Origin of the sequence: Rubripirellula reticaptiva, from assembly GCF_007860175.1 — a bacterium.
In the GTDB taxonomy this organism is placed as follows: Bacteria; Planctomycetota; Planctomycetia; order Pirellulales; family Pirellulaceae; genus Rubripirellula; species Rubripirellula reticaptiva.
The window spans coordinates 176,912-198,431 of record NZ_SJPX01000006.1 but is presented as its reverse complement, the minus strand read 5'-3'; the positions used below and the strand labels follow the sequence as shown (position 1 = coordinate 198,431).

Here is a 21,520-nt window from a genome sequence, read left to right as displayed (position 1 = left end):
AAGAATGAAGATTGCTATGGCGTGGATCATTGATCGCCTTTGGCGGTCTTTCTCGACGCGACCATGATTGCCGTAATTTGATTGGCTTCGTCGAGAAGTGATTCGACCTTTTCTTTTGGCAGGAGTTCGCCTTCGATGATTAGTTCAAGCCAGTAGCAACTCTCGTCTGCCTCTTCGATGACGATGCTCAGCTTTGAAACAAATTCGGCCTTGGAGCGACCGCGACACGCCGCTCGATAATTCGCGCCAACAGATGTAGCACTACGGATCAATTGACTACTAATCGGACGCCCGACAGCATTGTCAGGCAGCGCACCAACAAGCTTCATCACCCGCAACGCAAACTGCTTCGTCCGCGACTTCAATTTCGAATCATTCATTCTTCATGCCCTGTTCTTGGATTTCCCAAATCTTCAATCGACAATCTTCATTCTTCAATCAATGCGCAGCATGCGTGGTTCCGTCAGCGTGAACATGCACGCCGGGTTCTTTTCCACTGGCCGACTGTGATTTGAGCACTCGATTCAGCGAGGCGGCTGAGTTCTGTGCCAAGTACGCTCCTGCCGTGATGTTGCCATCGTTGGCGATCACAACCGAGCGTCGATCCTCGTGCACAACATGAACGGGAATCTGCTTGAACAAATCGCCGTTTTGCCGGAACACGTATGCCTCTGGTCCCTCTCGCACGACCGCCTCGGCGGGCAGCACGAACACGTCATCGAACTTTTTCACCGGGACATGGATACGAGCACGTTGGCCAGGGCGAAAACGCCAAACGAGGAATACCCGGCCTTGGTCGCCGTAGGATCGCGACTGATTTGACAGCGGAACAAAGAAGTCAAAGGTTCGATTGTTCTTGTCGATTGAATTCGACAGATGACGAATATTGAACGTCTGCTGCAGTTCCGGCCAACTCCCCTCCTCATCCTCGGCGAACTCGATTTCAATCGGCCGCCTCTCCTGTGCCGCTTTTTCCAGGAACGTCGCCTCGCGTTTGAAGGCGTGACCGACGATGTAAAGCATCTGGTGATTCGACAAGTTCGCAAGCAATTGGCCTGCTTGTACTTGCTGCCCGAGTTCGACTGACAACTCTTGAACCTCGTATGCAATTGGTTGGTCCTGAGCCAATTCACTGACGAAATTAACTTGCTGAATTTCCTGAGGTGCCTTGCGATTTGCGAGCGCGTCAAAGTCTCGCACTGGCGGAGCAACCACGTCGACAGTTGAAATGAACGTTCCAGATTCAATCTGTTGCACTTGCTCAGGCGTCAAACCTCGCGTCAGCAACTCTTGGCGAGAAGCTTGGATCAATGTGCTTTGGCGACTGATTTCGCTCTCCAGTTCGATCATCTTGGAGCGAGAAACAGCACCAGTGCTGACCGCTCCAGACAAGCGATCGATTTCGGCTTGAACGATGGTGGTTTCTTGTCGAGCCTTGAATAACTGGGTCTGTGTAGCCTGTAGGTATTCGCTGAACAAACGCAGGGAGAACAGTGGCTCTCCCGGTCGCATCGTGTCGCCAGGAAACGCATGGATCGCTGTGACGACACCAACTGCTGGTGACGTGACTCCTCGATCGGACAGCCCTGGACGGTCGGCAACTTCTCCAGGAATCACGACAGTGCGCCAGTACGATTGGGGCCGCGCGGCTTTGGAAACGAGCGACAGATTCTTTCGAGCCTGTTCGCTGATTTCGAGGACGGTCTGCTTCTCGGCCGACTCTCCCGGCGCATCAACCTTCGACGCGGCGGTCGTTTCCTGCTGCGGAAACAACTGCTTACGGAACGTCCACCCCATAACCAATACGGCGACCACAATCGCTGGACCCACCAGCGATTTGGCAATTGAAACCAAACGTTTCATCTAAAAATTCCCGATAGAAGAGGCACGCAACGACCCTGGTGCAGCACCGAAACAAACGCGCAGGCGCAAACGACGGAGGAGCCTCAAATTGAAAGTCACATTGAGAAGATCACCGATGCCGAAACACAGCGTCTAGAACGCGGAGCATCGGTGAGGCGTGTCCGCTACAGCCGTAGAGAGGCTGTCAGAAGGTAGATGGGCAGCGAAGAGCGTCTCTGCAACGGAACCAAGATTTGTGGACCAGACATAGGCCTACAACCGAGATGTTCCGGTACGTTGAATGGAACAACCGCGAAATGGTTCTGCTCGCCGCCAATGCTCAGTCGATGATGCGACGGTGTTGAGTTAGCAAGATAGAAAGCATCGTCATCATGACCATTCATCCCGAAGATCGCGGCGATATCATCAGCCGCATCCGCCACGCCTGAATCATCGCGATGGTAATCTGTCTCACTCTCACGTTCCGCGTGCGAATGACCATGGTGATGGTCATGCTGTGCAAAATGAACGTGGGGACGAGAGGCATGGTCGTCCGCTTGGTCTACGCAAGCCCCTGCATGCGAATGAGGCAAAGGTTGCCCCAGCATGAACATGGGAATTAGCAATAGAGAGACCAAACGATTCATACATTCTCTTTGAGAGGGTTTCCGCCTAATTTTACTTATAGAACGACTGGGCGGATAGATCAGTTCATTTCTACCGGGTCACAATAGGCATACACAAGTCAATTTCTCGATTGCTAAATGCGGAGCAAATTGCTCCACACCGTTCGACCGAGTGTTGCATCGCGTTGATGCCTCTGGCGTGCTCACACTTATCAATTGGCTCAAACCCATTCCCCGCTCGAGAAAGTTTCGCTGCCGCCTGGTTGGTCTTCGGGATCGGTAGTGCCAGGATGGCCGAGCGGCATGTTGTCGGGCCACCAAGTGTTGCCACGAACGTGTACACGCCGTGGACTCTCCGCGAATCACGACTTGCATCAAAGTCGGAACTCGCACGGATCGCGAGCAGTCGATGCAGGACAAGATTGATAGCGTTACCGAGACGCAAATGTAGGACGCCTCGCAATCTAGCTTTGGTCGCGATCACCGACTGCAATTGACGATACTCGCAACTGCGATCGGCTCGCCCGATCTCGGCAGGTTGAAAGCGAACGAGTGCATTCGGCTTAGGGCCTCAACGTTGCCGCTGATTCTGATCCACCTATCACACACCGGCTGAATCGATATGCTACCAACCCTAGCTAAGTCAAAAATGGAGACCATCTTTGCTCAAACCTGTTCGGTCCGTGGGTACTATCATTGAAGCTTCGTCGGCGACGGAGTTCACAGCGCTGTGGGATCGTGACGCAGAATGGAATCGGCGGTTGGAGATGATCGCAGCTTCGCGTTCTTTCTTACACCTGTCGACGCTCTACGTGGAATGGGATGAAATTGGGCGTGAGGTTTTGTCCGAATTGCTGAAAGCACAGCAACGTGGCGTCGCGACCATCCTTTTGATCGATCGCTTCGGCCAGCGACTTGGCGGCACGCTCATGTCTAGGACGGATCGAGCACGGCTGCGCGACAAGCTGAACGAACTGAGGAAAGCGGGTGGCCAAGTGGTGATGTATTCACCCAAGCATGTGATCGATCGGTATGTGGGGTGCGGACATCACATCAAGATTCAGCTTTCCGATGCAGGTGAAGCGATCTTCGGAAGCAGCAACCTCTCGCGAAGCTCGTTCAAAGAATGGAATGAATTCTCCGTCGCGCTGCGTGGCCCCATCGTTGACGTCTTAACGCGAAACTTCAACGAATTGCTTGGATCATCGATTCCAGCAAACCCTCTTTTGCCAAGCAAGCAAGCCTTGCTCTCGCAGAACATCCCGATGGACTATTGGTCGTACAACCCGACCGAAGACCCGTGTCGCTGGGGTGCTTTTCATCGCCGCCAGACGAATCCACTCACCGCGATGTTGGCCGACAAGATCCGCCACGCTCAACACACCATCCGGCTTACCAGTTTCTACTACAAGCCAGCCCGCGTGATCGTCGAAGCGCTCAAAGAGGCCACATCGCGTGGTGTGAAGGTCGACATTTTTCACTCCAATGCTTCGTCGCTCAATACGCCACTGCCCTGGTTGGCTGCAGCGACCGGCTACGCAACTCTGGTGCGACAGGGTGCAAACATCTACGAAAACCAACACGGCGAACACTCCAAAATCATTCTGATCGACAACGAATGGACGGCGTTTGGAAGTTACAACTTTGAAGATGCGGCCGACAGTCGATGGGCAGAAGCGATGCTCATGACAGAGGATCCGGCAATTCTGGCTGTGATACGAGCTATCTTTCAGGGGCTTGATGCTGATCCAGACAATAATCTTGTGACAGCGGATGAGGTCAACCAGTGGCCCCTGTTGCAACGTGTCTCCACCAATCTCATTCGCCCAATCAAAGGCTGGTTTTGAAGTTTCGATGCTTAAGTGGCCTAAAGGTCCCGCTGCGTTTCATCAATCGCCCAGTTGGCCAGTTCTGCGTTGCAGGAACCGACCAGAGTACATGTCTGCTCGCCTTCACTAGATCTTCTTCCGTCGCTGGAGATCCTTAAAGCTTACTCGCTCACGTTTTAGCGATGCGAGTAAATCCGTTCCGAAAAGAATCGCTCCTTGCATCGACGCGGCTACGGCGGTACCGACTAGGCAGTCGAGCCAGTGGTTGTCGGGTTGTTCGGGGCGGGCTTTCCATTCGTCGACGGTTCGGCCGCGGCCTTCGGTTTTGATGAAGTACTCGGCGGTGATTTGTTTGGCGAACATGCGGTGTTGCTCGGCGCGGTCGCCGAAGACTGACAGGCAACCTCGATCGCCCATCGCGACGGCGAGTCGAGCGTGGGTGAAGGACTTCCACCAGTTCATGTCGTAGATGACGTGGCGAATGGCTCGTTTACCGTGAACCGAGGGGACTCGCCAGTTGAGTCCGACGCGATCGCCGGGTCGGCGTTTGTATTCGCTGAAGGGACTGGACGATGCACCGCCGGCGGGGAACGAACTGTTGCCCGCCGCGATCGCGTTCTTGCTTCGCGGTTCGACGTTGACGTTGACGTCGACGTTGACGTTGTACGGTAGATCGGTATTCACCATATGAATTTTCACGCCGGCGAGCAAGCGATCGACGTCGTCGGTTTGCGACGAATCACCGCAAAGCAATCAGTGATCGCCAAGGATCCAAACATCGCCGAGTTGCGTTACTGCTTCGTCCGGAGGCTCCGGCACGTCCTCGGGATCGGCCAGACCTTGCGTGACGCCGGGATCGAGCAGCTTGGCAAGTTCGTCATCGTTGAACCCAAGCAACTCGCAATCGAAACCGGATTGTTGGAGTTCGCCGATTTCGATGGGCAGCAGGTCCCAATCCCATTCGGCGTTCTCGCCGGTTCGGTTATCGGCGATCCGATATGCCTTGACCGCTTCGGGTTCAAGGTCCGTTGCGACGTGAACGGGCACTTCGGTCAGACCTAGTTTTTTCGCGGCTTTGAACCGTGTATGGCCGACGATGATGACACCGTGGGTATCCAAAACGATTGGCTGGCGAAATCCAAACTCGTTGATCGAGAGGATGACGGCATCAACGGCGTCGTCATTGATGCGAGGGTTGTTTTCGTAAGGCTTTTTACAGCGATCAAGCGACCACCCGCGTTAGCAATCGACAACACAGTGACCTGCATGGCAGCGTCCTTTCCAAGGAGAAGAGAAATGGAAAGGGTTCGGTCGTTGGGCGGTTGGTTAGATGTTTGGTTGGGTGGGTGTGTTTTCGGAAGTCGCCTGTCTACTTATTGTCGGCTGCAGGCGTTTCGTCGTTCGGTTCGTCGAACTCTGGCGAGAACGGATCGAGTTCAACAACCTTACCCTCTCGCCAAAGGACAATTGGCGTATTGTGTTTTCGAGCACGGTCAACAACAACCTTCCGAGTCTCTTTCATCGCAGCGTTCGTTCGCTTAGAAAATTCACTTTGATTGTCACGGATCATGGCATCATCTCCTGCGTTGTTTGATTGAGGAATTCAAAATGGGCGTCATCAGAGATGAGCAGTTCTTGGCTTTCAAAACGCATGATCTCGGTTGGCGGCGACTCGGCCCCGTCGAAAACAATCCAACCATCAACGATTGGGGTGTATAGCTTTGCAAAATTCGCAATGCCTTGTCGATAGCGTCGCCGGATTGTCGCTTCAGGAATATTGTGGCCGCCCTGTTGGACACGCCCGGCCACTCGCAGCACGGCCAACTCAGGGCTGGGCAACCAAACAAACACCAATTTTACATCATAACCAAAGTTGGCTCTCAGGCGTCGAATCCGCGCGGCATGCGATCGTCCGGCGAGAGTTGTTTCAAAACTGAAGGTGCCCCGGTGCTGGGCCAGTTCTTCGATTTTATCCAGCATCATCCGTCCGGCAATCAATGCCTGAGAATCTGGATCCGTGGGTGAAAGCTCAGCAGCAATGAGATCCGCGTTTACAAACTCGTCGCAATTGGCGAACCGAGACAGGTATTGCTTCGCGAATGTCGTCTTGCCGGCACCATTCGGGCCGGCGATGACGTAGACGGTTGGATTCAATGTTTCGGGCAAGCTTATGGAATTCCTTTTCTTGGCATTTTACGCTGTGTGGTGCTTTTCACTAGCGTGACATGTTTCGTTCGGACAAATAGAACAAACTGTGTCCAATAAGGCTGCTGTTCCCGTGGCCCTGACCAGATACACGATCGGCCGGCAGTACCTAAACGTCTTGCCGGCGGTCAGTCAGTTCAATCCTTCCCTCGAATCCTTCCCCAACGCACGGGAAGGTTTGGGAACGATTCGTTGCTTTCAGGTCGAATCCTTCTCTTTTTGGGGAAGGATTGGGAAGCGGCGGTGAAGATTTCATTCGGCAACCACTCGCTGGAAGCCACTCGCGGTCTTCGTGGCGGTTGGCATGGTGATGGGTTCGATCTCGCCTTGTTGCACCAGCGTCAAAATGATCTGGTCCAAGTCGGCGGCTTTGCACTTCATGTACTTGAGAATGTGTTGTCGTTGCATTCGCTGGTCGGGTTGCTCGCCGAGTCGTTTAAGCAGCTTCAGGCACTCGGCATGAAACGGATTCTCGGCGACGTGGACGGACGCGAGATACAGTTGCCGACGCGTTTGATGCATCGCGAACTCAGTAGCCCACTCGACGGCCGGCAAACCGATGAGCGGTTCGATGTGGTTCTCGCTGCACGCATAGATCAACGCCAGCTTCTTGGCGTGTTCGCACGTACGACTCCATGCCGTACGAGCGACTTCATCGAGTGCCTCTTCCGCGGTGTTGTATTCATGCTCAGTCATCAACCGCAGTTTGTCGATCGCTTCGGCTGCGTCTGGCGTGGCTTGCAACACGAGCGGCTTGGGATGGAAGTTCAGGAAATTGCCCGTGCCAGGCTCGAATTCGGCCCACCACTTTGCAATGTCCAGGATCTCCTCGGGCAGGTCGCGTGCAGACCCAGGCGATTGGCCTGAGCCACGTTTGCCGACGTCGATGATGTTGAGGCGTGCGAAAAAGCCGTTCGTGAGCATTCGCTTCGACAGCGATTCGTAGAAGTACACGGGCCAGCGGGATCAGCTCGAAGGCGAATCTCTCAGCTGGAGTCACGGCGACTCATGACGTGAGTCTTTGGCACATGGCGTGAGTCGTTCGGAATTTTGTTGTTTTTTGAAAGGGCGCAGTGGTCGAGCCAAAACAGGCTCTCGAAGAAGTATGGAAATTTCCAAGCTGACATCGCGAACACCGATCTTCCCGCTTTACATTGCGGCGAGCTTGCTCATCGGCTGGTTTATTCCAGGGTTCTACGCGTGGACGGACTCCGACCAGAGCCGGCCGTCGCCGCTGCTGTGGAAGGTGCCGCTTTGGTCGGCGATTGCGTCCGCGGCGTTTTGTATTGCTCTGCCATGGTTGCCAATCACGAGCAAGTCGGCGAACGACGCTCCACGTACGCCGATGCGATTCTCGGTTCGCACTTTGCTGATGATTACCGCCGGTGTTGCGGTGGCGATTCCGCTGCTCGCCAAGTTCCCAATCGTGGTGAGTGGGATCGCTTGCGCCGGCGCGTTCGCTTACTTCATTGCGTTCTGCGTTAGAAATCCACAGCATCGCATGGCCGGATCGGCATTGATTGCGTGCATGATCCTGCCGTATGCCTGGGTGGTTGGGTACGACGAACTCGACCGAATTTTGCCGGCTCTGGTAGTCATGATTGCAGGAATGCCAGCCTTTCTTCCGGCGGCATTGCTAAGTCAAGTTTTCGGACAACATTTCCAAGAGTCGCAATGGCTGGCGTTTTTGCTGACTGCACTCGAGCTCGTGATTGGGATTTGGATGATTCGTCTCGGTCCAAAACGAACGATCGCTTACTTGCTGCTCGTCACGCTAATTTCTGCCGTGGGCTCGCTGGGTTTCTACATGATGTGCATTGCCTAACACGCAAATGAAGACATCGTGCCTATCAATCATCATCTTGCTCGGGGACGAAGCCCTTCAGGAATTCGTGATCTGAGATGAGTTGCGTACGGATCATGAATACTTGACCAATGCCAAAGTTGCTCTTGTTATCGTCCTCATCAGACTCACTCGAATACGGTTTGGGCGAGAACACTAGCAACGCTTCCGACTCTTTCAGCATGCTTTCCACGGCGATTGAATCCGACTTGACCGTTGGTACTTGGATGGTCACTCGTTGGTCCGGATCATTGCTACGCGAATTCGGGAGGCTCGCGAGCTTTACACCTTCAACACTCGCTTGAGTTAAGACCATTTGCAACTTTACGTCCTCATCCGAAGAAACGGTCGTTTTCAATAAGAATTTCCAACCGTCCTCAAAAACAGAAATCTTTGGCTGAATCGCCGTAGCTTTGTCACCAGCAATCTCCCACACATCGGTGACGAATGGTCGTTGGTAAACATCGCTGATGACGGCACATTGGCCGTTGAACATCGTGACCTTGGGAGCTTGCATGAGGTTCGAGCGACTGTCGAGTTGCAGTTGACGAATGAATCGTTCGCTTTGCAGCCGACTGATTTTGGCGGCGCGAATCGGCATCGAGGCAGATTGCTCAATTCTGTAGTTTTCGTTCGTGCTCGGCGACAAACCCAAAGCATTGAACGAGAGCGTTGCTTCCGGCCAGAGTTCTGGATTGTCCAGCACGGGTGCGCGATCGAGTCGCGCGACGCGTGCTGTCGTCTCGGACGTCGACCAATCAAATTGATCCAGTAGTTTAATGTTGGTGTCGATTACTCGAAGCTCGGTGACGATCTGCCAGAGCCCCGACTTCTCGAATGCCGACAGCATTTGCTTTATCAGCGTTTCTTGCGGTTTCGTTACCTCGACGGTCATCATGCCGTCAGTGATTATCGCATCGGCACGCTGATCTGAAGTCACCGGGTACATCGCGAAATAGTTGAGCACAAATCGCTCCGCATCAATTCGCGGCTCAAGTTCCTTCGCTTTTCGCAGTGCTTTTTCGACATTGATGGATACGACTCGAGTGTCCGGGACAGTTGGAGACTGGATTAAATCGTCAGGGCGTTTCCAGTCACCTCCGGACAACGCAACCTCGAAATTTGGAACGGGTCGTGGCTTCACCACAGGCGTTTCGATTGGTTTGGCGTCGGTCAATCCACAGATGGCAACCATGCCGATCGCAGAAATTGCCACCAATTCTCGAAGCCAACTTCTACTACGAACTGGCGTTCCTAACGATTCGATTCGCTGCCCGAGACCTTTCGGTGCCGCCATCGCGAGAAGCCCGATTGTTGGGCGCGTGCGCGGCGATGGTTGGCCGGCAGCAAATTGAAGCAGGAGTTCGCCATATTCGCGAACCTGCGTCTCATTCAAGTGGAGCGTCACGAGTTCATCGGCGGCTCTCTCCATGCTGTACTGAAGCTTGGCAACCGCAATCCAAGACAAAGGGTTGAACCAATGCAGCGATCTCGCCAAAGTCGCCATCGAAAGCAGCAAACCGTCCCGACCTTTGACGTGAGCGACCTCGTGACGAAACACCCATTCGAGCTGTTTTGTTGTCAGCCTTTCTCGCCATCGGGTAGGAAGGCAGATAACTGGCCGAAACACCCCAAACATGGCCGGTGCATGAAGCGACGGAACTTCCTTCAGCTTGGGTCGCCGTCCTACACCGAGCTCGTCACAAACCCTCAACAGACAGTCGATTGTCGCTCGATCGTTAACGAGTGGAAGCGTCCGCAATGCCAACGCGAAACGAACATGTGATGCGAAGCTCCGAAGTAGCAACACAACCCCAATGGCCGGTAAGGCGAGGACTATTGAGTAGGCGATGAACTCCAGTAACGTATCCGGCTTTGCAGACGGAGATTCAATTGCGTTCACTTGGTTGTACTGTTGCTGTGACGCGTTAGACGCACTCAAAGCCAACTCCTCCGAGCTGATCTTCGACACATAGGCATCCGCCGCAGCCTGTTCCTCAGCGGTAGCACCGGGTGGCAGGAGTGCAACCGTCACGGACTTCCCGTCGTCGTCTTCGTAGGTAAATGTATCGAAGCCAACTGAATCTACCGCGACTTCTTCATCGCCCGAAACCAGCGTTCGTGCAGGTTTGTCAGCGATGGAACTGATCGCAACCGTCGATTCGACCGAAAAAGGCAGCAACAACCTTGCGATCACGATCAGCCAAAGCCAGCACAGGTAGCGTGCTGGCAATCGGTTGCGGAGCACCATCGCCAAAACGGCGACGATCGCAAAAACAGGCAACGCTCGCCAACTGGCAAGAAATGCGAGATAGGTCACTTCAACGCACGGTTCAGCAATTTGTTCGATCATTCCTTTGATCCCTTGTTTTGAGAGTTCTTCGTTTTGGAATCCAACAGTTCACGCAATTGAGACAATTCGTCTTCGCTCAACTTGGACGTTTTCACCAGATGCAGAAGAGCCGGTGCGGCATCCCCACCGAAGACGACGTCCAAAAATGAACGACTTGCTTTGCGGACACAGGCGCCGCGACGCACCGCGACGGTGTAGCGATATTTCTTACCGATTTGCTCGGTCGTCAATGCACCCTTCTTCACCAATCGGTGAAGCATGGTTTTGACAGTCGCGTCGGACCAACCGTTGTCCGATCCGAGCGCCGCGATGACTTCGCTTGCTTCCGTTGGACCCGAATCCCAAATGAGATTCATTACGATCCATTCCGCGTCTGATAGCTGCATAAGTTTTCCTTTTCCGATGACAGATGTAAACAGTTTACGCCCGTAAACGGAAATGACACAAGGTGAGTTGACGAGATCTTACTATTGGATGCTTAGCCTTCCCAAGCGGGGACATCATCGGGAGAGTAACACATTGCATTGCCTTTAAACGCGAACTTCAAATGCTCAGCCAGATCAAGATGATGCTCGGCAATGCGTTTGATGTCGCGGTTGACTGCTTGCCGGACATTCTTACGTGCCTTGGATTCGTCGGGGAGCACGCGCGTCTTGCCGTTCATGCCTGAGTCCCTCTGAAGTTGCGCGAGAATTTCGTACTGTTCGGACTGCAGCGTTTCAAGCGTCCCTGCATCGTTGTTGCGCTCAGATTCCGCGATGCGAGCACCGAGGTCCGCCAGCCGACGTTTGTAGTCGCGGCGCGCTTCTTCGTCGAAAGCTTCGCCCATACCACTAGTGGAGGACCGGGCCGCGATCCCTGTGCGAGCGTTTTCGAGTTCGACGGGATTCAGTACTTTCCCTGGACGCGATAAGAATTCAGCGAGATACTACATGCCAATCGCGTCGGAGAGCACGAACCGGGTCTTCTGGAAACAGATCTCCCAATGGTCGTCCGTCATGCGGAACGCGTTTGGTGGTGAATCTTCGCCAAGCCCCAAGCGAAAACGGAATTCTTCCATCGCGGCCGCGCTCGCTACGATCGTTCCGTTTTCGTCGAAGTAGATTTCGTCGAAGTAGATTTCATCAGCAGCGATGATCGTTACCTCGAACGTCCGTTCGATCGAGCCGAGGTCGACGCGAACCCCAGCGAGCGAGGGTACCAGAAGCACAGTCTGCGTACCGACACTCATTGCCGTTTCGATGAGTGACGTTTGATCCGTGCGAGCGCAGAAGTGAACCGTCGTCGACGCAAACTGCGGTGACAAACGGCCTAATTTCTGTACGCATCCATTGGGATCAATGGACAGACTTTCCGCACGCCCACCAAACAACGGCATCAATGACTTGCCGAGTCTTGCGACGCTCAACTTACATACTGTCAGATCGCTACGCTGAACATCGAACACCTCGCCTTGCAGGCGATTGATGCCGACGAAGGTTACTGTTTGAGACTCCACCTGCGGACCATTTCCCGCCAGCAAAACAGTCGCCGCGAGACACAGTGATCACTGACGGCGGAGAGATCTCAAGTCCCGTTTCCTCAATCTCGCGAGAACTTTCCGAAGTCTCTGGAATTTCGCCGCGTTTGACCCGAATCGTTACCAACTCCAGCAATTTCGCCACTTTCCGCACTTGAACCGCGGGCTGGATATAGTCGGGCGCCATATAACCCTTCCTCCTCAAATCAATCCCTAGCAAACCGAACAAAACTTTCCCGCCCTCAGGGTTATGTAGGAGAGAACTCGGTAGGGTTAACCAGAAACTTCGCAAGATTGAGCGTTAGGAAGGCTCTCTAATCAGATGATCAGAAATTCAACAATGAAGAAATGGCTGATTCTGTTCGGTCCAATGCTTGCGACGACTATTGGCTTGGCGGTGGTATTGTTGACCGGCCTAGCTTCATGGCCACTCGCTCGCGGATTGCCTGGGATCGCGATCGGATTGAATGTCTCTGTCTTGTTCGCTTGTCTGATGCGATGGAAAGCTGGTTGGCCTATCTCGTTGATTGCCAGTGGCATTGGCGCAGTAGTGGCCTGCTTCTTTGCGATTTCCACGGCCGAGGTCCTGCCACCCGGAAGTATCCGATGGATGTGGCAGGGTGGTCTCTACGGCGCAGCTTTCGGAATCCCCGCCGCCGTGCTGCTATCGCCACTTGCTTTGCTGGAGCAGCGACAATCGGCAGTCTGATTGGTTCACGACAACTGGAAGATTACGATGAGGCAGAAGACAGCAACCAATACCGAGAAAGTCTCGTCATGATCAAGCGACTATGTTTCCTTCTTCTCGCATTCACCGCAGCGTCATTCGTCGGCACCTGTCCAGCGACAGAGCCAGCCACAGCCTTCGCAGAATCACTGCCGCGATACTACGCGCCGGTTGAACGCACCGAGGCCCAACGCCTCACGTTCGATGTCGCTGTCTACGGCAGCACGCCGGGTGGAATCACGGCCGCAATTCAGGCGGCGCGGATGGACAAGAAAGTCGTACTCATTTCGTTCGGCGTCCATGTCGGCGGCCTGACCACAGGTGGTCTGACAGCGACCGACATTGGCACGAACACATCCGTCGGTGGCTTGGCTCGCGAGTTTTACAACCGAATGGGTACGATAACTAATTTCAGCTCTTATGAGGCCGAGACTAAGTTTCTTGAGATGCTAAAAGAAGCCGGCGTTACGGTACTGCTTCGCCGGCCGTTGGAGTCCGCTGAGGCCAGCGACAAGCGGATCCAATCCATCTCGTTAATGACTGGCGAGACGATCGTCGCGAAGATGTTTGTCGATGCGACCTACGAAGGAGACTTGTACGCGGCCGCAGGCGTCTCCTACCGGGTCGGCCGCGAGCCAAGGTCCGCGTTTCACGAATCGCTCGCTGGACAATGGCAGGCGGAATCATGGAAAGGTGTGTACCAGTTCTGCGATCTGCCCATCAGCCCGTTCGCCCAACCTGGTGACCTGAACTCGGGCCTCCTCCCGGAGATCGCGATCGAGCCCGCCGGCAAGCCTGGACAAGGCGACTACAAGGTCCAGGCTTACAACTTCCGCATGATCTTGACAAACAAAGACAGCAAGATCCCCTTCCCTCAACCCAAACGCTACGACGCAGGTCGATATGCATTACTGGCACGCTTTCTGAACTTCGATGCCAACATCACGTGGACACTGAACTACACCGTCAAGCCAATGACCGACGGCCCGGTGCAGATGCGTCGTGGCGACTCCAACAACGCGGGGAGCTTCTCCAGCGATTACGTTGGCGGCAACTATCCGTGGCCCGATGGCACCTACCTCCCTGGCTCTTTCGATGAACTGCCCGAGCCACGCCGAGGATTGCCGATGCCCATGGCCGCGCTGTACGAGTTGCGTGAAAAAATCTTTCAAGATCACATCAACTACCAGGTCGGCATGATGTATTTCCTGGCCAACGACCCAAGTATCCCCAAGCCGCTGCAGCAACGCGTCAATACGTTCGGACTGGATCCCAATGAGTTCAAGAGCACAGGCCACTGGCCCCACGAACTCTATGTCCGCGAAGGCAGGCGGATGGTCTCGGACTACATCATGAACCAAGACAACTGCGAGGGAAGACGCATCGCAGAGGACTCGGTCGGACTCGCTTCGTACGCGATGGATTCACACTTCTGCCAACGCGTGGTTGTCGTGCGCGACGGCAAAACAACCGTCCGTAACGAAGGCGGATTCGGCAAGTCATGCCCCACGCCCTATCCCGTTGCGTACCGTTCGATCGTGCCAAGCAGGCGTGAGTGCGAGAACCTGTTGGTGCCCGTCACTCTGTCATCCACCCACGCCGCCTATGGCTCGATCCGCATGGAACCGGTTTTCATGATTCTCGGCCAAAGCGCAGGTGCCGCTGCCTCCAAGGCGATCGATGCAAAGGCAACAGTGCAAGACATGCCTTACAACAAGCTGCGAGAGCAACTACTTGCAAGTGGCCAGAAGTTGCAGAACTAGTTCCTTTCGATTGCGAAAACGAAGACCCGCCCATGTACAAAAATACGCTCAAAACGCTAACTCTTTGTTGGTGCACGTTTGCGCTGCAAACTAGTGAGTTCTCACGAGCGAATGAACCTGCGAAGCAGCCGCCAAATGTCGTCATCATTCTTGCTGATGATCTCGGTATCGAATGTCTGTCGACGTATGGCGGACGGTCGCACCAGACTCCTCATATCGACAAGCTCGCCACCCAAGGCATGCGGTTTACACATTGCTTTTCCAACCCAACGTGTTCGCCCTCGCGTGCGACTCTCTTAACCGGGCGATACTCCTTTCAGCATGGCGTGAAGCAAGTGATCTGGCGCGAGAAAGAGCACGCCGACCTCTACCTGCGAACCAGCCACCCCAGCTTCGCTCGGCAACTCAAAGCATCGGGGTACACCACGGCGATCGCTGGAAAGTGGCAACTCTCGTTTCTGCATCAGCGAAATACGATCAAGGACTTTGGTTTCGATACATACCAGTGCTGGCAGATCTACGACCAACAGCTCGCCAAGACCAGACGCTATCATCAGCCGCACTTCATCCAGGATGGCAACATCATTGCCGACCAGATCGAACATCGTTACGGCCCAGATGTGAACACTGATTTCCTGGTCAACTTCATTCAAACCAATGCGCAGATGGGCAAGCCTTTCCTTGCCTACTACACGTGCCTGCTGCCGCATTACCCATGGGTCCCAACTCCGGACAGCAAGGAAAAGGATTACGAACTCTCCGATACCGAAGGCATCGGCGACCCTCGCTATTTCCCTGACATGGTTCGCTATCTGGATAAAAACATCGGCCGCATCATGAAGACGATCGCTGATTCAGCGGCTGCCGAAAACACGATCCTGATCTTTTTGGCCGATAACGGGACCGATCGTCGTCTCAAGAACAACTGGGGCGAAAACAAAACCATTGCTGGCGGAAAAGGCACCATGACAGATCGCGGCACGCATGTTCCGTTGATCATCCGCTGGCCGGGGAAAGTCGCTCCCGGCACGACGTGCGACGACCTCGTTGACTTCACTGATCTCATGCCCACATTGTGCGAACTGACCGGGGCTGCCTTGCCTGATGAAGCGATTCATGGCCGTAGTTTTGCGTCTCAGCTTTTAGGCCACGCAAGTACTCCAAGAGATTGGGTGCACATTCAAGACTACGAGAAACGTCATGTCCGAAGCCGGGACTATATCTATACCAATGAAGGACAATTACGGCCGGTGGTCAAGATTTGGCAGAAGCCCGCTCCGCCGATCAAGCAACCGTCGTCTGCTGCCGAGCAAGCGGCGATCGAGCAACTCGACGCCGCTCTGATTCAGCTCGGAGATGACGTCCTCTGAATGTGACATCCGAGAGTTCACGTTCTGCCACAAAAAGAACCACTTCCGCCGAACCGTCAATAAATTGAGCGAATGCTCGTCGACTAAAAGCCGCTTTCGATGAAGACTTCTTCAAGTGAAAGTTGCCCAGGCTTTGGCCAAGCTTCTTCGGTGCCTTTGCCGATCGCGATCATGGGTCCCATGAAGATGGCGTCTGTGACTTGCATAGCGAACCGAACAAAACGGCGATCGCCCTCTGGGTTATGTTGGAGAGATCTCTATACGGTTAACCAGACACTGCGAAGCAACCCGCCACCTATCGGGTCTTCAAGTGGTTCCCTCTTCCAAACCGATTGAACTGAGTTGACAATCCTTCAGACGGTTCATCAATTACAATTAGACTCGATTTCCAAACAGTCACAACTTGAGCTCAACGATGTTTCCGATGATGTTCTCAGTACTCCGCTTAAACGTTCTTCTTACGCTGCTTTGGCTCCCGGTGCCCGTGTTCGCGGAAACGGCTACATCACTTCTCTCCAACAGCAACTTTGAGTTGGGTACCGCCGAGAAGCCGCAAGATTGGCCGACGCCTGATGGCGTGACATGGCTTGAGGAAGATGGAAATCACTTTTTGCGTTTCTCCGCCAGCATCGACAAGATGCTCACCGTCTACCGCGAAGTCCGCATCAATCCGGAATACGAGGCCCTGCAACTCAGTTTCCGAGTGCGCGTCAATTCGCTCCAGCGAGGCAAGGCGAATTGGCACGATGGACGCATCATTCTCGATTTCAAAGACGCCGATGGAAACAAGCTCAAAGGAGCAACTCACCCCAGTTTCTCAGGAACGACCGATGGCTGGACGCGTCGTAGTGTAGAAATGCTCGTTCCCAAAGGTGCCGTCAAGCTGGAGGTGATGCCGGCGATGTTTCAGGCGAAGTCAGGTTCCTATGATCTTGATGACGTGAAGCTTTCTGCGATCGACTCGGCACCGCTCATCGCAAAGCGTGAAGCAGACGCAATCAAAGAGAATGCGGAGATTGCTCGTCGCGCCGCGCTCGTGCAGCCAAGTGTTTCCAAAGCGTCTGCCGAACAGTTGCCACTTAGGTTGCATGTGCAGGGGAACAAAATCCTTGATGCCAAAGGCAGCGAAGTTTGGCTGCAAGGCGTTTCACTCCCTAGCATGGAATGGTCTGCCGGCGGTGAGAACATCCTCAAGTCGGTCCACGTCGCTATCGAGGACTGGAATGCGAATTCAATACGACTCTGCATTCGCGAAAACTTCTGGAGCGGTACTGGTCCGTATCAACGCGATGGCGGAGCGGGATATCGGCAGCTCGTCGATGATGTCGTCAATCTTGCGGGCTCCCACGGCGTTTACGTCATTCTCGACCTGCACCGTTTCCGAGCTCCGGAACCCCAACATGCTGTCTTTTGGAAGGAACTCGCCACGCTCTACAAAGACCATCCCGCAGTACTGTTTGAACTTTTCAACGAACCACACGATCTCACTTGGCAGGTCTGGCGCGATGGTGGATTTGTCTCGAACGAGAAGAAATCAGACTCTACCGCCGTTGCGGAAAACAAAGAGGAACTCAAAGGCTTCGAATCGATCGGCATGCAAGCGCTGGTCGATGCCGTTCGGAAGACCGGTGCAAAGAACATCGTCATCGCTGGCGGACTGGATTGGTCGTATGACCTCTCGGGCATCCTCACCGGCTTCGCGCTCAACGACCGCAATGGTCATGGCATCGTTTACTCAACCCACGTTTACCCCTGGAAAAGCGATTGGCGGGATAAGTTTATGGACGTGGCGAAGCGGCATCCAATTTTCATCGGCGAATGCGGTGCGACTCAGGAACGCCTTGACTTCATTCCTCCGGAACAACACGAAGACCCCGCGACGTGGGTTCCCGATTTTATTGGCGTAGTGCAGCAACATCGCTACCATTGGACTGCTTGGTCGTTCCACCCAAAGTCAAGTCCCTGCCTGCTGAGCGATTGGGACTACACGCCGACGCCTTATTGGGGTGAACCAGCAAAGCGAGCGTTATTGGGTGAACAATTCCCAGTGGGTGAGCTCAGGTGAGATGAGACCAATGCTAGTTTTGCATCGTTAGAATCCGTATCTACCGATGACTTTACCCAGCGGGAGCTGGCCGGGCTTCGGCCAAGCTTCTTTGGTGCCTTTGCCGATCGCGACCAATGGTCCCATGACGTGGTCATCCGGAAGATTGATCAGCTTCGCGACTTCTTCGATGTCGAAGCCGATCATCGGGCAGGATTGGTAGTCCATGCCTTGGGCGGCCAACATCATGGTTTACATCGCCAAAGTAAGCCTTACGAAAATTTCCAATGCCGATCAATTTCAGCGCAAATGGATTCGGCGTCCCGATCGACGCAATTGAGTTCGACGACAAGCAGCTTCGACCAGTGGTAGCGTCCGCCTGGTCGCGAGTGCCGATTCCATTCTCGGACCAATCTGGACCTCGCTCGCTGGTAGATGCAAAGACGGTTGCCCGATCTGACCACATGCGAAACTTCATTCCACTCGAACGATCGGGGAAGCCATGCGTGGTAGCCTTGAACGCCTTCATCAGTAATCACAATTGCCGTGGGATCGAGAGCCAGCCTGACTGCGCTGAGCAACGCTTCTGCCAGAGACATGACAAACAACGCGAGAAAAACGCAGCTCATGACGCTTCGTTCCCATGGTCCTGGTGTGGTACCTCCTTTTCCGAGTGGAAAGTTGTCCCACACAGCATCGGTTTGAATGGCGACTAACGGAATTCCGAATAGCAGCAACACGGGCGCGTGCGTGCGAAACAACACCCATCCGCTCGATACAACGGAGGCGACAAATGGATGTTCTTTGGCATGGCGATCGAAAGGATCGGTCGCGGGAAGATTCAGTGGTTCGAGGGACATGGCGAGTGGTTTGTCAGAGCGATGGCGGTTAGATCTCGGCTTGAAGGCGTTGCAGCCGATCGCGGATTTGAGTCTTGGTTCGGTTGATCTGCTGCTCGCTTGAGTGGGGAAAGAACGGCAAGTCATCGACGGAAACTCCCATCCTTGCCAAAGTCAATCGCCACGCTTGCACATCATTGAAACCAGACGTGATCGGTGACGGACGCTGCAAAATCAGAGTGCTGATCTTCGCGGCATCCTGTTTTGCGGCCGGCCCGAGTAACGCGTAAGCGTCTCGAATCCCTTCAACCATCGCACGACGTTGGCTCCAGGTCTCTTTCGTCGAAACGTGATCAAGCGCGTCGCTCAGAATGGGAACGGCACGGCTAGCATCAAGGTCACCAACTCTTGAAAGAAACAGCCCGGCCTGTTCGTAGAGTTCGGGGCGAGTCCAAATCGCAAGGTGAGCTGGATCGGGTTTGGCGAACGTGCCCGGTGGCATTAAAGATAAGTCTTCCGCCAACAGCGATCGTTCTTTTTCGGTCGCATCATCGAACGCAATCCGTCGTGCGTAGGCGGTGCTGAGTTCGATCGGCGTTTTGCCCTTGGAAAAGACGCTCTCGATCGGACTGGCGATGTCTTTCACTCGGGGGTCACCGACAACACGGGCGATCAATGCGTAGTCGTCCGGACCAGCGTCGAAGAAAAAGAGCGAGAGCCAGCGTCTCGCTAATTCCAGCCTCGCTGGACTCGCGTCGGGATCGTCAATCGCACGTTGGACTTCCTGGCGCAATCGTTCGCGTGTGTCATCGAGCTCAGCGAGACGCGGCACCCCGAGGGCTTCCAACAACGTCGGTTCCAAATTGATTGACTGGTCCGACGACTTCCAATCGCGTCCGCCGATACCAAACGATGCGCTAGAGATCGTTCCGATACCCGTTTGAACATCGAAGCCGAAGTAGAAGAGGTTGCCAGGAACAAAGTGTCGAACTTCACTCCTGCGAAACTGAACGTCATTGCCGGCACGGGCAATCTCGACTCGTTCGACTCGTGGACTTTCTTTACTGTGGGTTGAAACCAAACGCACGATCCAATCCGCTTCGTCGGCGGGTGTTGGCTTCACCTCAACAATTCGCTCCCCACCGGCAAGACGTAGCGCCCAATCGGCTTCGAGCGATTTCTCAACCTTCAGCAACTCATTCCCTTTCACTTGTCGCATGAGCCCTGGATGGTTGCGAATCAATTGACCAGGGTTCGTTGGGAACACTCCTGGTCCCGCATCCGCACCAGTGCGAACCAAAGCGAACGCCGCGACGGAAGGATCACGTTTGCGGCCAGTCAGGCCGGTGCGCTGGATGGTGACACTTTCCACACCCGGTAAATCGAAAAGCGCCGTGCATAGGTAGTCACATTCGGGCGACCGGTAGAGATCGCCGTTCTCGACGTACACGTTTCCGCTCAAGATGATTGGTTCACCAGGAAGAACGTCGGGTAAGACTTCCGCGTGGAACTCCGATATTGCTGACCAGCGACTTGGTTGCATGACCAACCAGCCCAGTCCGAGTGCAAGAAAGATTGCGATCGGAAACGCGGCCCAACCGATCTTGGTTGGCAAAATTCGGTGAATACCGAGCGTGGTCGCAAGATAAACAAACACGGTGGGAGCCGCGAGAAGCACCAATCCTGGAACAATGAGTAAGAAGCCTAACACGACCAGCATCGGGCAACAGAGCGACACGGCAGCCGTGACGCCTGTGAGGATTAGAACAATGTTGCGGAATTTACGCATACTGGATTCAAGATCGAGACGTTCGGCGCATATCTACCGCGGCGAAGACCGCAGGTCGATGAAGCTTAGGTCACGATTCGAACCCGCTAAAATTCATTGTTGACGGTGACTTCATCGAGCGTCAGTTGCCGAGGCTTCGGCCAAGCTTCTTTGGTGCCTTTCGGATCATGGTTGAACCAATCGAGCAGTTGCTTGCTCTTCGCATCACTGCCGATGAACAATGCGGTTTGGTACTTCTACTCTGATGGTTGAGATTGCGATGTAACGAACCGAACAGAACGGTCCTGCCCCCAGGTTTACGTAGGAGAGAACTCGATAGGGTGAACCAGATTCTCGCGACGAGAGACTCAACGGTTTAGCGAAAGCCGGCCTTCGTGAATGTCGCGGATGATTGGATTGGATTGAATTTTATCGGCGGGGATCAACAGCGACAGACATTGGGCTGCTAAGAGAGGATCTCTGCGTTGGGCAGTCCCGCTCGCAGCGATTGCACTCCACGCGTTGTGAGCCGCGTATCGGCGACGTCGATGTCGTTCAGAGCCATTGCGACGAGGGTGGAAACCGATGCGTCTGTCATCTGCGTTCCGCACAACTTCTCTGTTTGGTTGGAACATTTTTCGACCCACCAGTAAACGAAAAGCCGTCGTGTAACCCACGGCGGCTTTTCTTGTTTTATCCCGTTATTTCGCAAGGATTTGAGTCATTGGCCGTACGCGGCATTTCTCTGTCGTCTGAGACCGGTCAGAAAACCGGGCGCGACATAGGCGGCCC

23 protein-coding genes and 2 pseudogenes are annotated in these 21,520 nt (G+C 54.3%); 7 read left to right on the top strand and 18 right to left on the bottom strand.

From position 1 onward, the window contains the following. Positions 1 to 26 precede the first annotated feature (26 nt). The 3 genes from Poly59_RS26245 to Poly59_RS26235 all read right to left on the bottom strand — a co-directional run bounded on the left by Poly59_RS26245 (position 27) and on the right by Poly59_RS26235 (position 2,489). A complete protein-coding gene (locus Poly59_RS26245) occupies positions 27 to 380 on the bottom strand; it encodes a four helix bundle protein (protein ID WP_146537085.1) in 354 nt (117 codons plus the stop codon). Between the two features lie 58 nt (positions 381 to 438). Next, complete coding sequence (locus tag Poly59_RS26240) at positions 439 to 1,863, bottom strand: efflux RND transporter periplasmic adaptor subunit (RefSeq protein ID WP_146537084.1); 1,425 nt, start codon at positions 1,861 to 1,863, stop codon at positions 439 to 441. A gap of 164 nt (positions 1,864 to 2,027) precedes the next feature. Then, positions 2,028 to 2,489: a hypothetical protein gene (locus Poly59_RS26235; protein WP_146537083.1), complete on the bottom strand. Its 462-nt coding sequence runs from the start codon at positions 2,487 to 2,489 to the stop codon at positions 2,028 to 2,030. A 298-nt stretch (positions 2,490 to 2,787) separates the two neighbouring features. Between Poly59_RS26235 and Poly59_RS26230 the strand changes: the two are divergent. Both Poly59_RS26230 and Poly59_RS26225 read left to right on the top strand, forming a co-directional pair. After that, a pseudogene (locus tag Poly59_RS26230) lies at positions 2,788 to 2,919 on the top strand (thiamine-binding protein); the annotation flags it as partial. Between the two features lie 232 nt (positions 2,920 to 3,151). Next, entirely contained in the window at positions 3,152 to 4,315 is a 1,164-nt protein-coding gene (locus Poly59_RS26225; RefSeq protein WP_146537082.1) for a phospholipase D-like domain-containing protein, read from the top strand. Between the two features lie 108 nt (positions 4,316 to 4,423). Here the strand turns inward: Poly59_RS26225 and Poly59_RS26220 are convergent, their stop codons facing one another. The 5 genes and pseudogenes from Poly59_RS26220 to Poly59_RS26200 form a co-directional block, all read right to left on the bottom strand. After that, a complete protein-coding gene (locus Poly59_RS26220) occupies positions 4,424 to 4,981 on the bottom strand; it encodes a terminase gpA endonuclease subunit (protein WP_222436172.1) in 558 nt (185 codons plus the stop codon). A 69-nt stretch (positions 4,982 to 5,050) separates the two neighbouring features. Further along, positions 5,051 to 5,491, bottom strand: a pseudogene (locus Poly59_RS26215) (ParB N-terminal domain-containing protein); the annotation flags it as partial. A 175-nt stretch (positions 5,492 to 5,666) separates the two neighbouring features. Further along, entirely contained in the window at positions 5,667 to 5,867 is a 201-nt protein-coding gene (locus Poly59_RS26210) for a hypothetical protein (protein WP_146537079.1), read from the bottom strand. Continuing rightward, on the bottom strand, positions 5,864 to 6,463 hold the full coding sequence (locus tag Poly59_RS26205; protein WP_186776534.1) for an AAA family ATPase: 600 nt from the start codon (positions 6,461 to 6,463) through the stop codon (positions 5,864 to 5,866). The genes Poly59_RS26210 and Poly59_RS26205 overlap by 4 nt, the downstream gene beginning before the upstream one ends. Before the next feature lie 291 nt (positions 6,464 to 6,754). Continuing rightward, positions 6,755 to 7,426 (bottom strand): hypothetical protein, encoded by a 672-nt coding sequence (locus tag Poly59_RS26200; RefSeq protein WP_146537078.1) that lies wholly within the window; start codon positions 7,424 to 7,426, stop codon positions 6,755 to 6,757. 181 nt (positions 7,427 to 7,607) lie between these two features. On the opposite strand from Poly59_RS26200, the gene Poly59_RS26195 reads away from it, so the two are divergent. Next, on the top strand, positions 7,608 to 8,327 hold the full coding sequence (locus Poly59_RS26195; RefSeq protein WP_146537077.1) for a hypothetical protein: 720 nt from the start codon (positions 7,608 to 7,610) through the stop codon (positions 8,325 to 8,327). Between the two features lie 25 nt (positions 8,328 to 8,352). On the opposite strand, the gene Poly59_RS26190 is transcribed toward Poly59_RS26195, so the two are convergent. The 4 genes from Poly59_RS26190 to Poly59_RS26175 all read right to left on the bottom strand — a co-directional run bounded on the left by Poly59_RS26190 (position 8,353) and on the right by Poly59_RS26175 (position 12,196). Further along, positions 8,353 to 10,698: a M56 family metallopeptidase gene (locus Poly59_RS26190; protein ID WP_146537076.1), complete on the bottom strand. Its 2,346-nt coding sequence runs from the start codon at positions 10,696 to 10,698 to the stop codon at positions 8,353 to 8,355. Further along, on the bottom strand, positions 10,695 to 11,084 hold the full coding sequence (locus Poly59_RS26185) for a BlaI/MecI/CopY family transcriptional regulator (RefSeq protein ID WP_146537075.1): 390 nt from the start codon (positions 11,082 to 11,084) through the stop codon (positions 10,695 to 10,697). Before Poly59_RS26185 ends, Poly59_RS26190 begins: the two co-directional genes overlap by 4 nt. Before the next feature lie 92 nt (positions 11,085 to 11,176). Beyond that, a complete protein-coding gene (locus Poly59_RS26180; protein WP_146537074.1) occupies positions 11,177 to 11,527 on the bottom strand; it encodes a hypothetical protein in 351 nt (116 codons plus the stop codon). Positions 11,528 to 11,626: 99 nt separating this feature from the next. Beyond that, the gene (locus tag Poly59_RS26175) at positions 11,627 to 12,196 is read right to left on the bottom strand and encodes a hypothetical protein (RefSeq protein WP_146537073.1); all 570 of its coding nucleotides are present in this window, start codon (positions 12,194 to 12,196) and stop codon (positions 11,627 to 11,629) included. Positions 12,197 to 12,557: 361 nt separating this feature from the next. Here Poly59_RS26175 and Poly59_RS29820 point away from each other — a divergent pair, with 361 nt between their 5' ends. The 3 genes from Poly59_RS29820 to Poly59_RS26165 all read left to right on the top strand — a co-directional run bounded on the left by Poly59_RS29820 (position 12,558) and on the right by Poly59_RS26165 (position 16,077). After that, positions 12,558 to 12,926: a hypothetical protein gene (locus Poly59_RS29820; RefSeq protein ID WP_186776533.1), complete on the top strand. Its 369-nt coding sequence runs from the start codon at positions 12,558 to 12,560 to the stop codon at positions 12,924 to 12,926. Between the two features lie 68 nt (positions 12,927 to 12,994). Beyond that, positions 12,995 to 14,707 carry an FAD-dependent oxidoreductase gene (locus tag Poly59_RS26170; RefSeq protein WP_186776532.1) on the top strand — a complete coding sequence of 571 codons (1,713 nt, stop codon included), beginning with the start codon at positions 12,995 to 12,997 and terminating at the stop codon, positions 14,705 to 14,707. 32 nt (positions 14,708 to 14,739) lie between these two features. Next, the gene (locus Poly59_RS26165; RefSeq protein ID WP_146537071.1) at positions 14,740 to 16,077 is read left to right on the top strand and encodes a sulfatase-like hydrolase/transferase; all 1,338 of its coding nucleotides are present in this window, start codon (positions 14,740 to 14,742) and stop codon (positions 16,075 to 16,077) included. A gap of 83 nt (positions 16,078 to 16,160) precedes the next feature. Here the strand turns inward: Poly59_RS26165 and Poly59_RS30480 are convergent, their stop codons facing one another. After that, on the bottom strand, positions 16,161 to 16,283 hold the full coding sequence (locus Poly59_RS30480; RefSeq protein ID WP_261343563.1) for a hypothetical protein: 123 nt from the start codon (positions 16,281 to 16,283) through the stop codon (positions 16,161 to 16,163). A gap of 218 nt (positions 16,284 to 16,501) precedes the next feature. Here Poly59_RS30480 and Poly59_RS26155 point away from each other — a divergent pair, with 218 nt between their 5' ends. Beyond that, positions 16,502 to 18,142 carry a glycoside hydrolase family 5 protein gene (locus Poly59_RS26155; RefSeq protein WP_186776531.1) on the top strand — a complete coding sequence of 547 codons (1,641 nt, stop codon included), beginning with the start codon at positions 16,502 to 16,504 and terminating at the stop codon, positions 18,140 to 18,142. A gap of 27 nt (positions 18,143 to 18,169) precedes the next feature. On the opposite strand, the gene Poly59_RS26150 is transcribed toward Poly59_RS26155, so the two are convergent. The 5 genes from Poly59_RS26150 to Poly59_RS30470 form a co-directional block, all read right to left on the bottom strand. Next, positions 18,170 to 18,370: a nitroreductase family protein gene (locus Poly59_RS26150; RefSeq protein ID WP_246151949.1), complete on the bottom strand. Its 201-nt coding sequence runs from the start codon at positions 18,368 to 18,370 to the stop codon at positions 18,170 to 18,172. A 23-nt stretch (positions 18,371 to 18,393) separates the two neighbouring features. Continuing rightward, positions 18,394 to 18,981 carry a hypothetical protein gene (locus Poly59_RS26145; RefSeq protein WP_146537069.1) on the bottom strand — a complete coding sequence of 196 codons (588 nt, stop codon included), beginning with the start codon at positions 18,979 to 18,981 and terminating at the stop codon, positions 18,394 to 18,396. 28 nt (positions 18,982 to 19,009) lie between these two features. Beyond that, the gene (locus Poly59_RS26140) at positions 19,010 to 20,749 is read right to left on the bottom strand and encodes a hypothetical protein (RefSeq protein WP_146537068.1); all 1,740 of its coding nucleotides are present in this window, start codon (positions 20,747 to 20,749) and stop codon (positions 19,010 to 19,012) included. A gap of 86 nt (positions 20,750 to 20,835) precedes the next feature. Then, on the bottom strand, positions 20,836 to 20,970 hold the full coding sequence (locus Poly59_RS30475; RefSeq protein ID WP_261343562.1) for a hypothetical protein: 135 nt from the start codon (positions 20,968 to 20,970) through the stop codon (positions 20,836 to 20,838). 224 nt (positions 20,971 to 21,194) lie between these two features. Beyond that, entirely contained in the window at positions 21,195 to 21,326 is a 132-nt protein-coding gene (locus tag Poly59_RS30470) for a hypothetical protein (protein WP_261343561.1), read from the bottom strand. Positions 21,327 to 21,520: the final 194 nt, after the last annotated feature.

Bases quoted from the DNA above. Each gene is read 5' to 3' on its own strand.
- Poly59_RS26245 (WP_146537085.1), bottom strand. From the start codon at position 380: ATGAATGATTCGAAATTGAAGTCGCGGACGAAGCAGTTTGCGTTGCGG.
- Poly59_RS26240 (WP_146537084.1), bottom strand. From the start codon at position 1,863: ATGAAACGTTTGGTTTCAATTGCCAAATCGCTGGTGGGTCCAGCGATT.
- Poly59_RS26235 (WP_146537083.1), bottom strand. From the start codon at position 2,489: ATGAATCGTTTGGTCTCTCTATTGCTAATTCCCATGTTCATGCTGGGG.
- Poly59_RS26210 (WP_146537079.1), bottom strand. From the start codon at position 5,867: ATGATCCGTGACAATCAAAGTGAATTTTCTAAGCGAACGAACGCTGCG.
- Poly59_RS26200 (WP_146537078.1), bottom strand. From the start codon at position 7,426: ATGCTCACGAACGGCTTTTTCGCACGCCTCAACATCATCGACGTCGGC.
- Poly59_RS26195 (WP_146537077.1), top strand. From the start codon at position 7,608: ATGGAAATTTCCAAGCTGACATCGCGAACACCGATCTTCCCGCTTTAC.
- Poly59_RS26190 (WP_146537076.1), bottom strand. From the start codon at position 10,698: ATGATCGAACAAATTGCTGAACCGTGCGTTGAAGTGACCTATCTCGCA.
- Poly59_RS26185 (WP_146537075.1), bottom strand. From the start codon at position 11,084: ATGCAGCTATCAGACGCGGAATGGATCGTAATGAATCTCATTTGGGAT.
- Poly59_RS26180 (WP_146537074.1), bottom strand. From the start codon at position 11,527: ATGGGCGAAGCTTTCGACGAAGAAGCGCGCCGCGACTACAAACGTCGG.
- Poly59_RS29820 (WP_186776533.1), top strand. From the start codon at position 12,558: ATGAAGAAATGGCTGATTCTGTTCGGTCCAATGCTTGCGACGACTATT.
- Poly59_RS26170 (WP_186776532.1), top strand. From the start codon at position 12,995: ATGATCAAGCGACTATGTTTCCTTCTTCTCGCATTCACCGCAGCGTCA.
- Poly59_RS26165 (WP_146537071.1), top strand. From the start codon at position 14,740: ATGTACAAAAATACGCTCAAAACGCTAACTCTTTGTTGGTGCACGTTT.
- Poly59_RS30480 (WP_261343563.1), bottom strand. From the start codon at position 16,283: ATGCAAGTCACAGACGCCATCTTCATGGGACCCATGATCGCGATCGGC.
- Poly59_RS26155 (WP_186776531.1), top strand. From the start codon at position 16,502: ATGATGTTCTCAGTACTCCGCTTAAACGTTCTTCTTACGCTGCTTTGG.
- Poly59_RS26150 (WP_246151949.1), bottom strand. From the start codon at position 18,370: ATGATGTTGGCCGCCCAAGGCATGGACTACCAATCCTGCCCGATGATC.
- Poly59_RS26145 (WP_146537069.1), bottom strand. From the start codon at position 18,981: ATGTCCCTCGAACCACTGAATCTTCCCGCGACCGATCCTTTCGATCGC.
- Poly59_RS26140 (WP_146537068.1), bottom strand. From the start codon at position 20,749: ATGCGTAAATTCCGCAACATTGTTCTAATCCTCACAGGCGTCACGGCT.
- Poly59_RS30470 (WP_261343561.1), bottom strand. From the start codon at position 21,326: ATGACAGACGCATCGGTTTCCACCCTCGTCGCAATGGCTCTGAACGAC.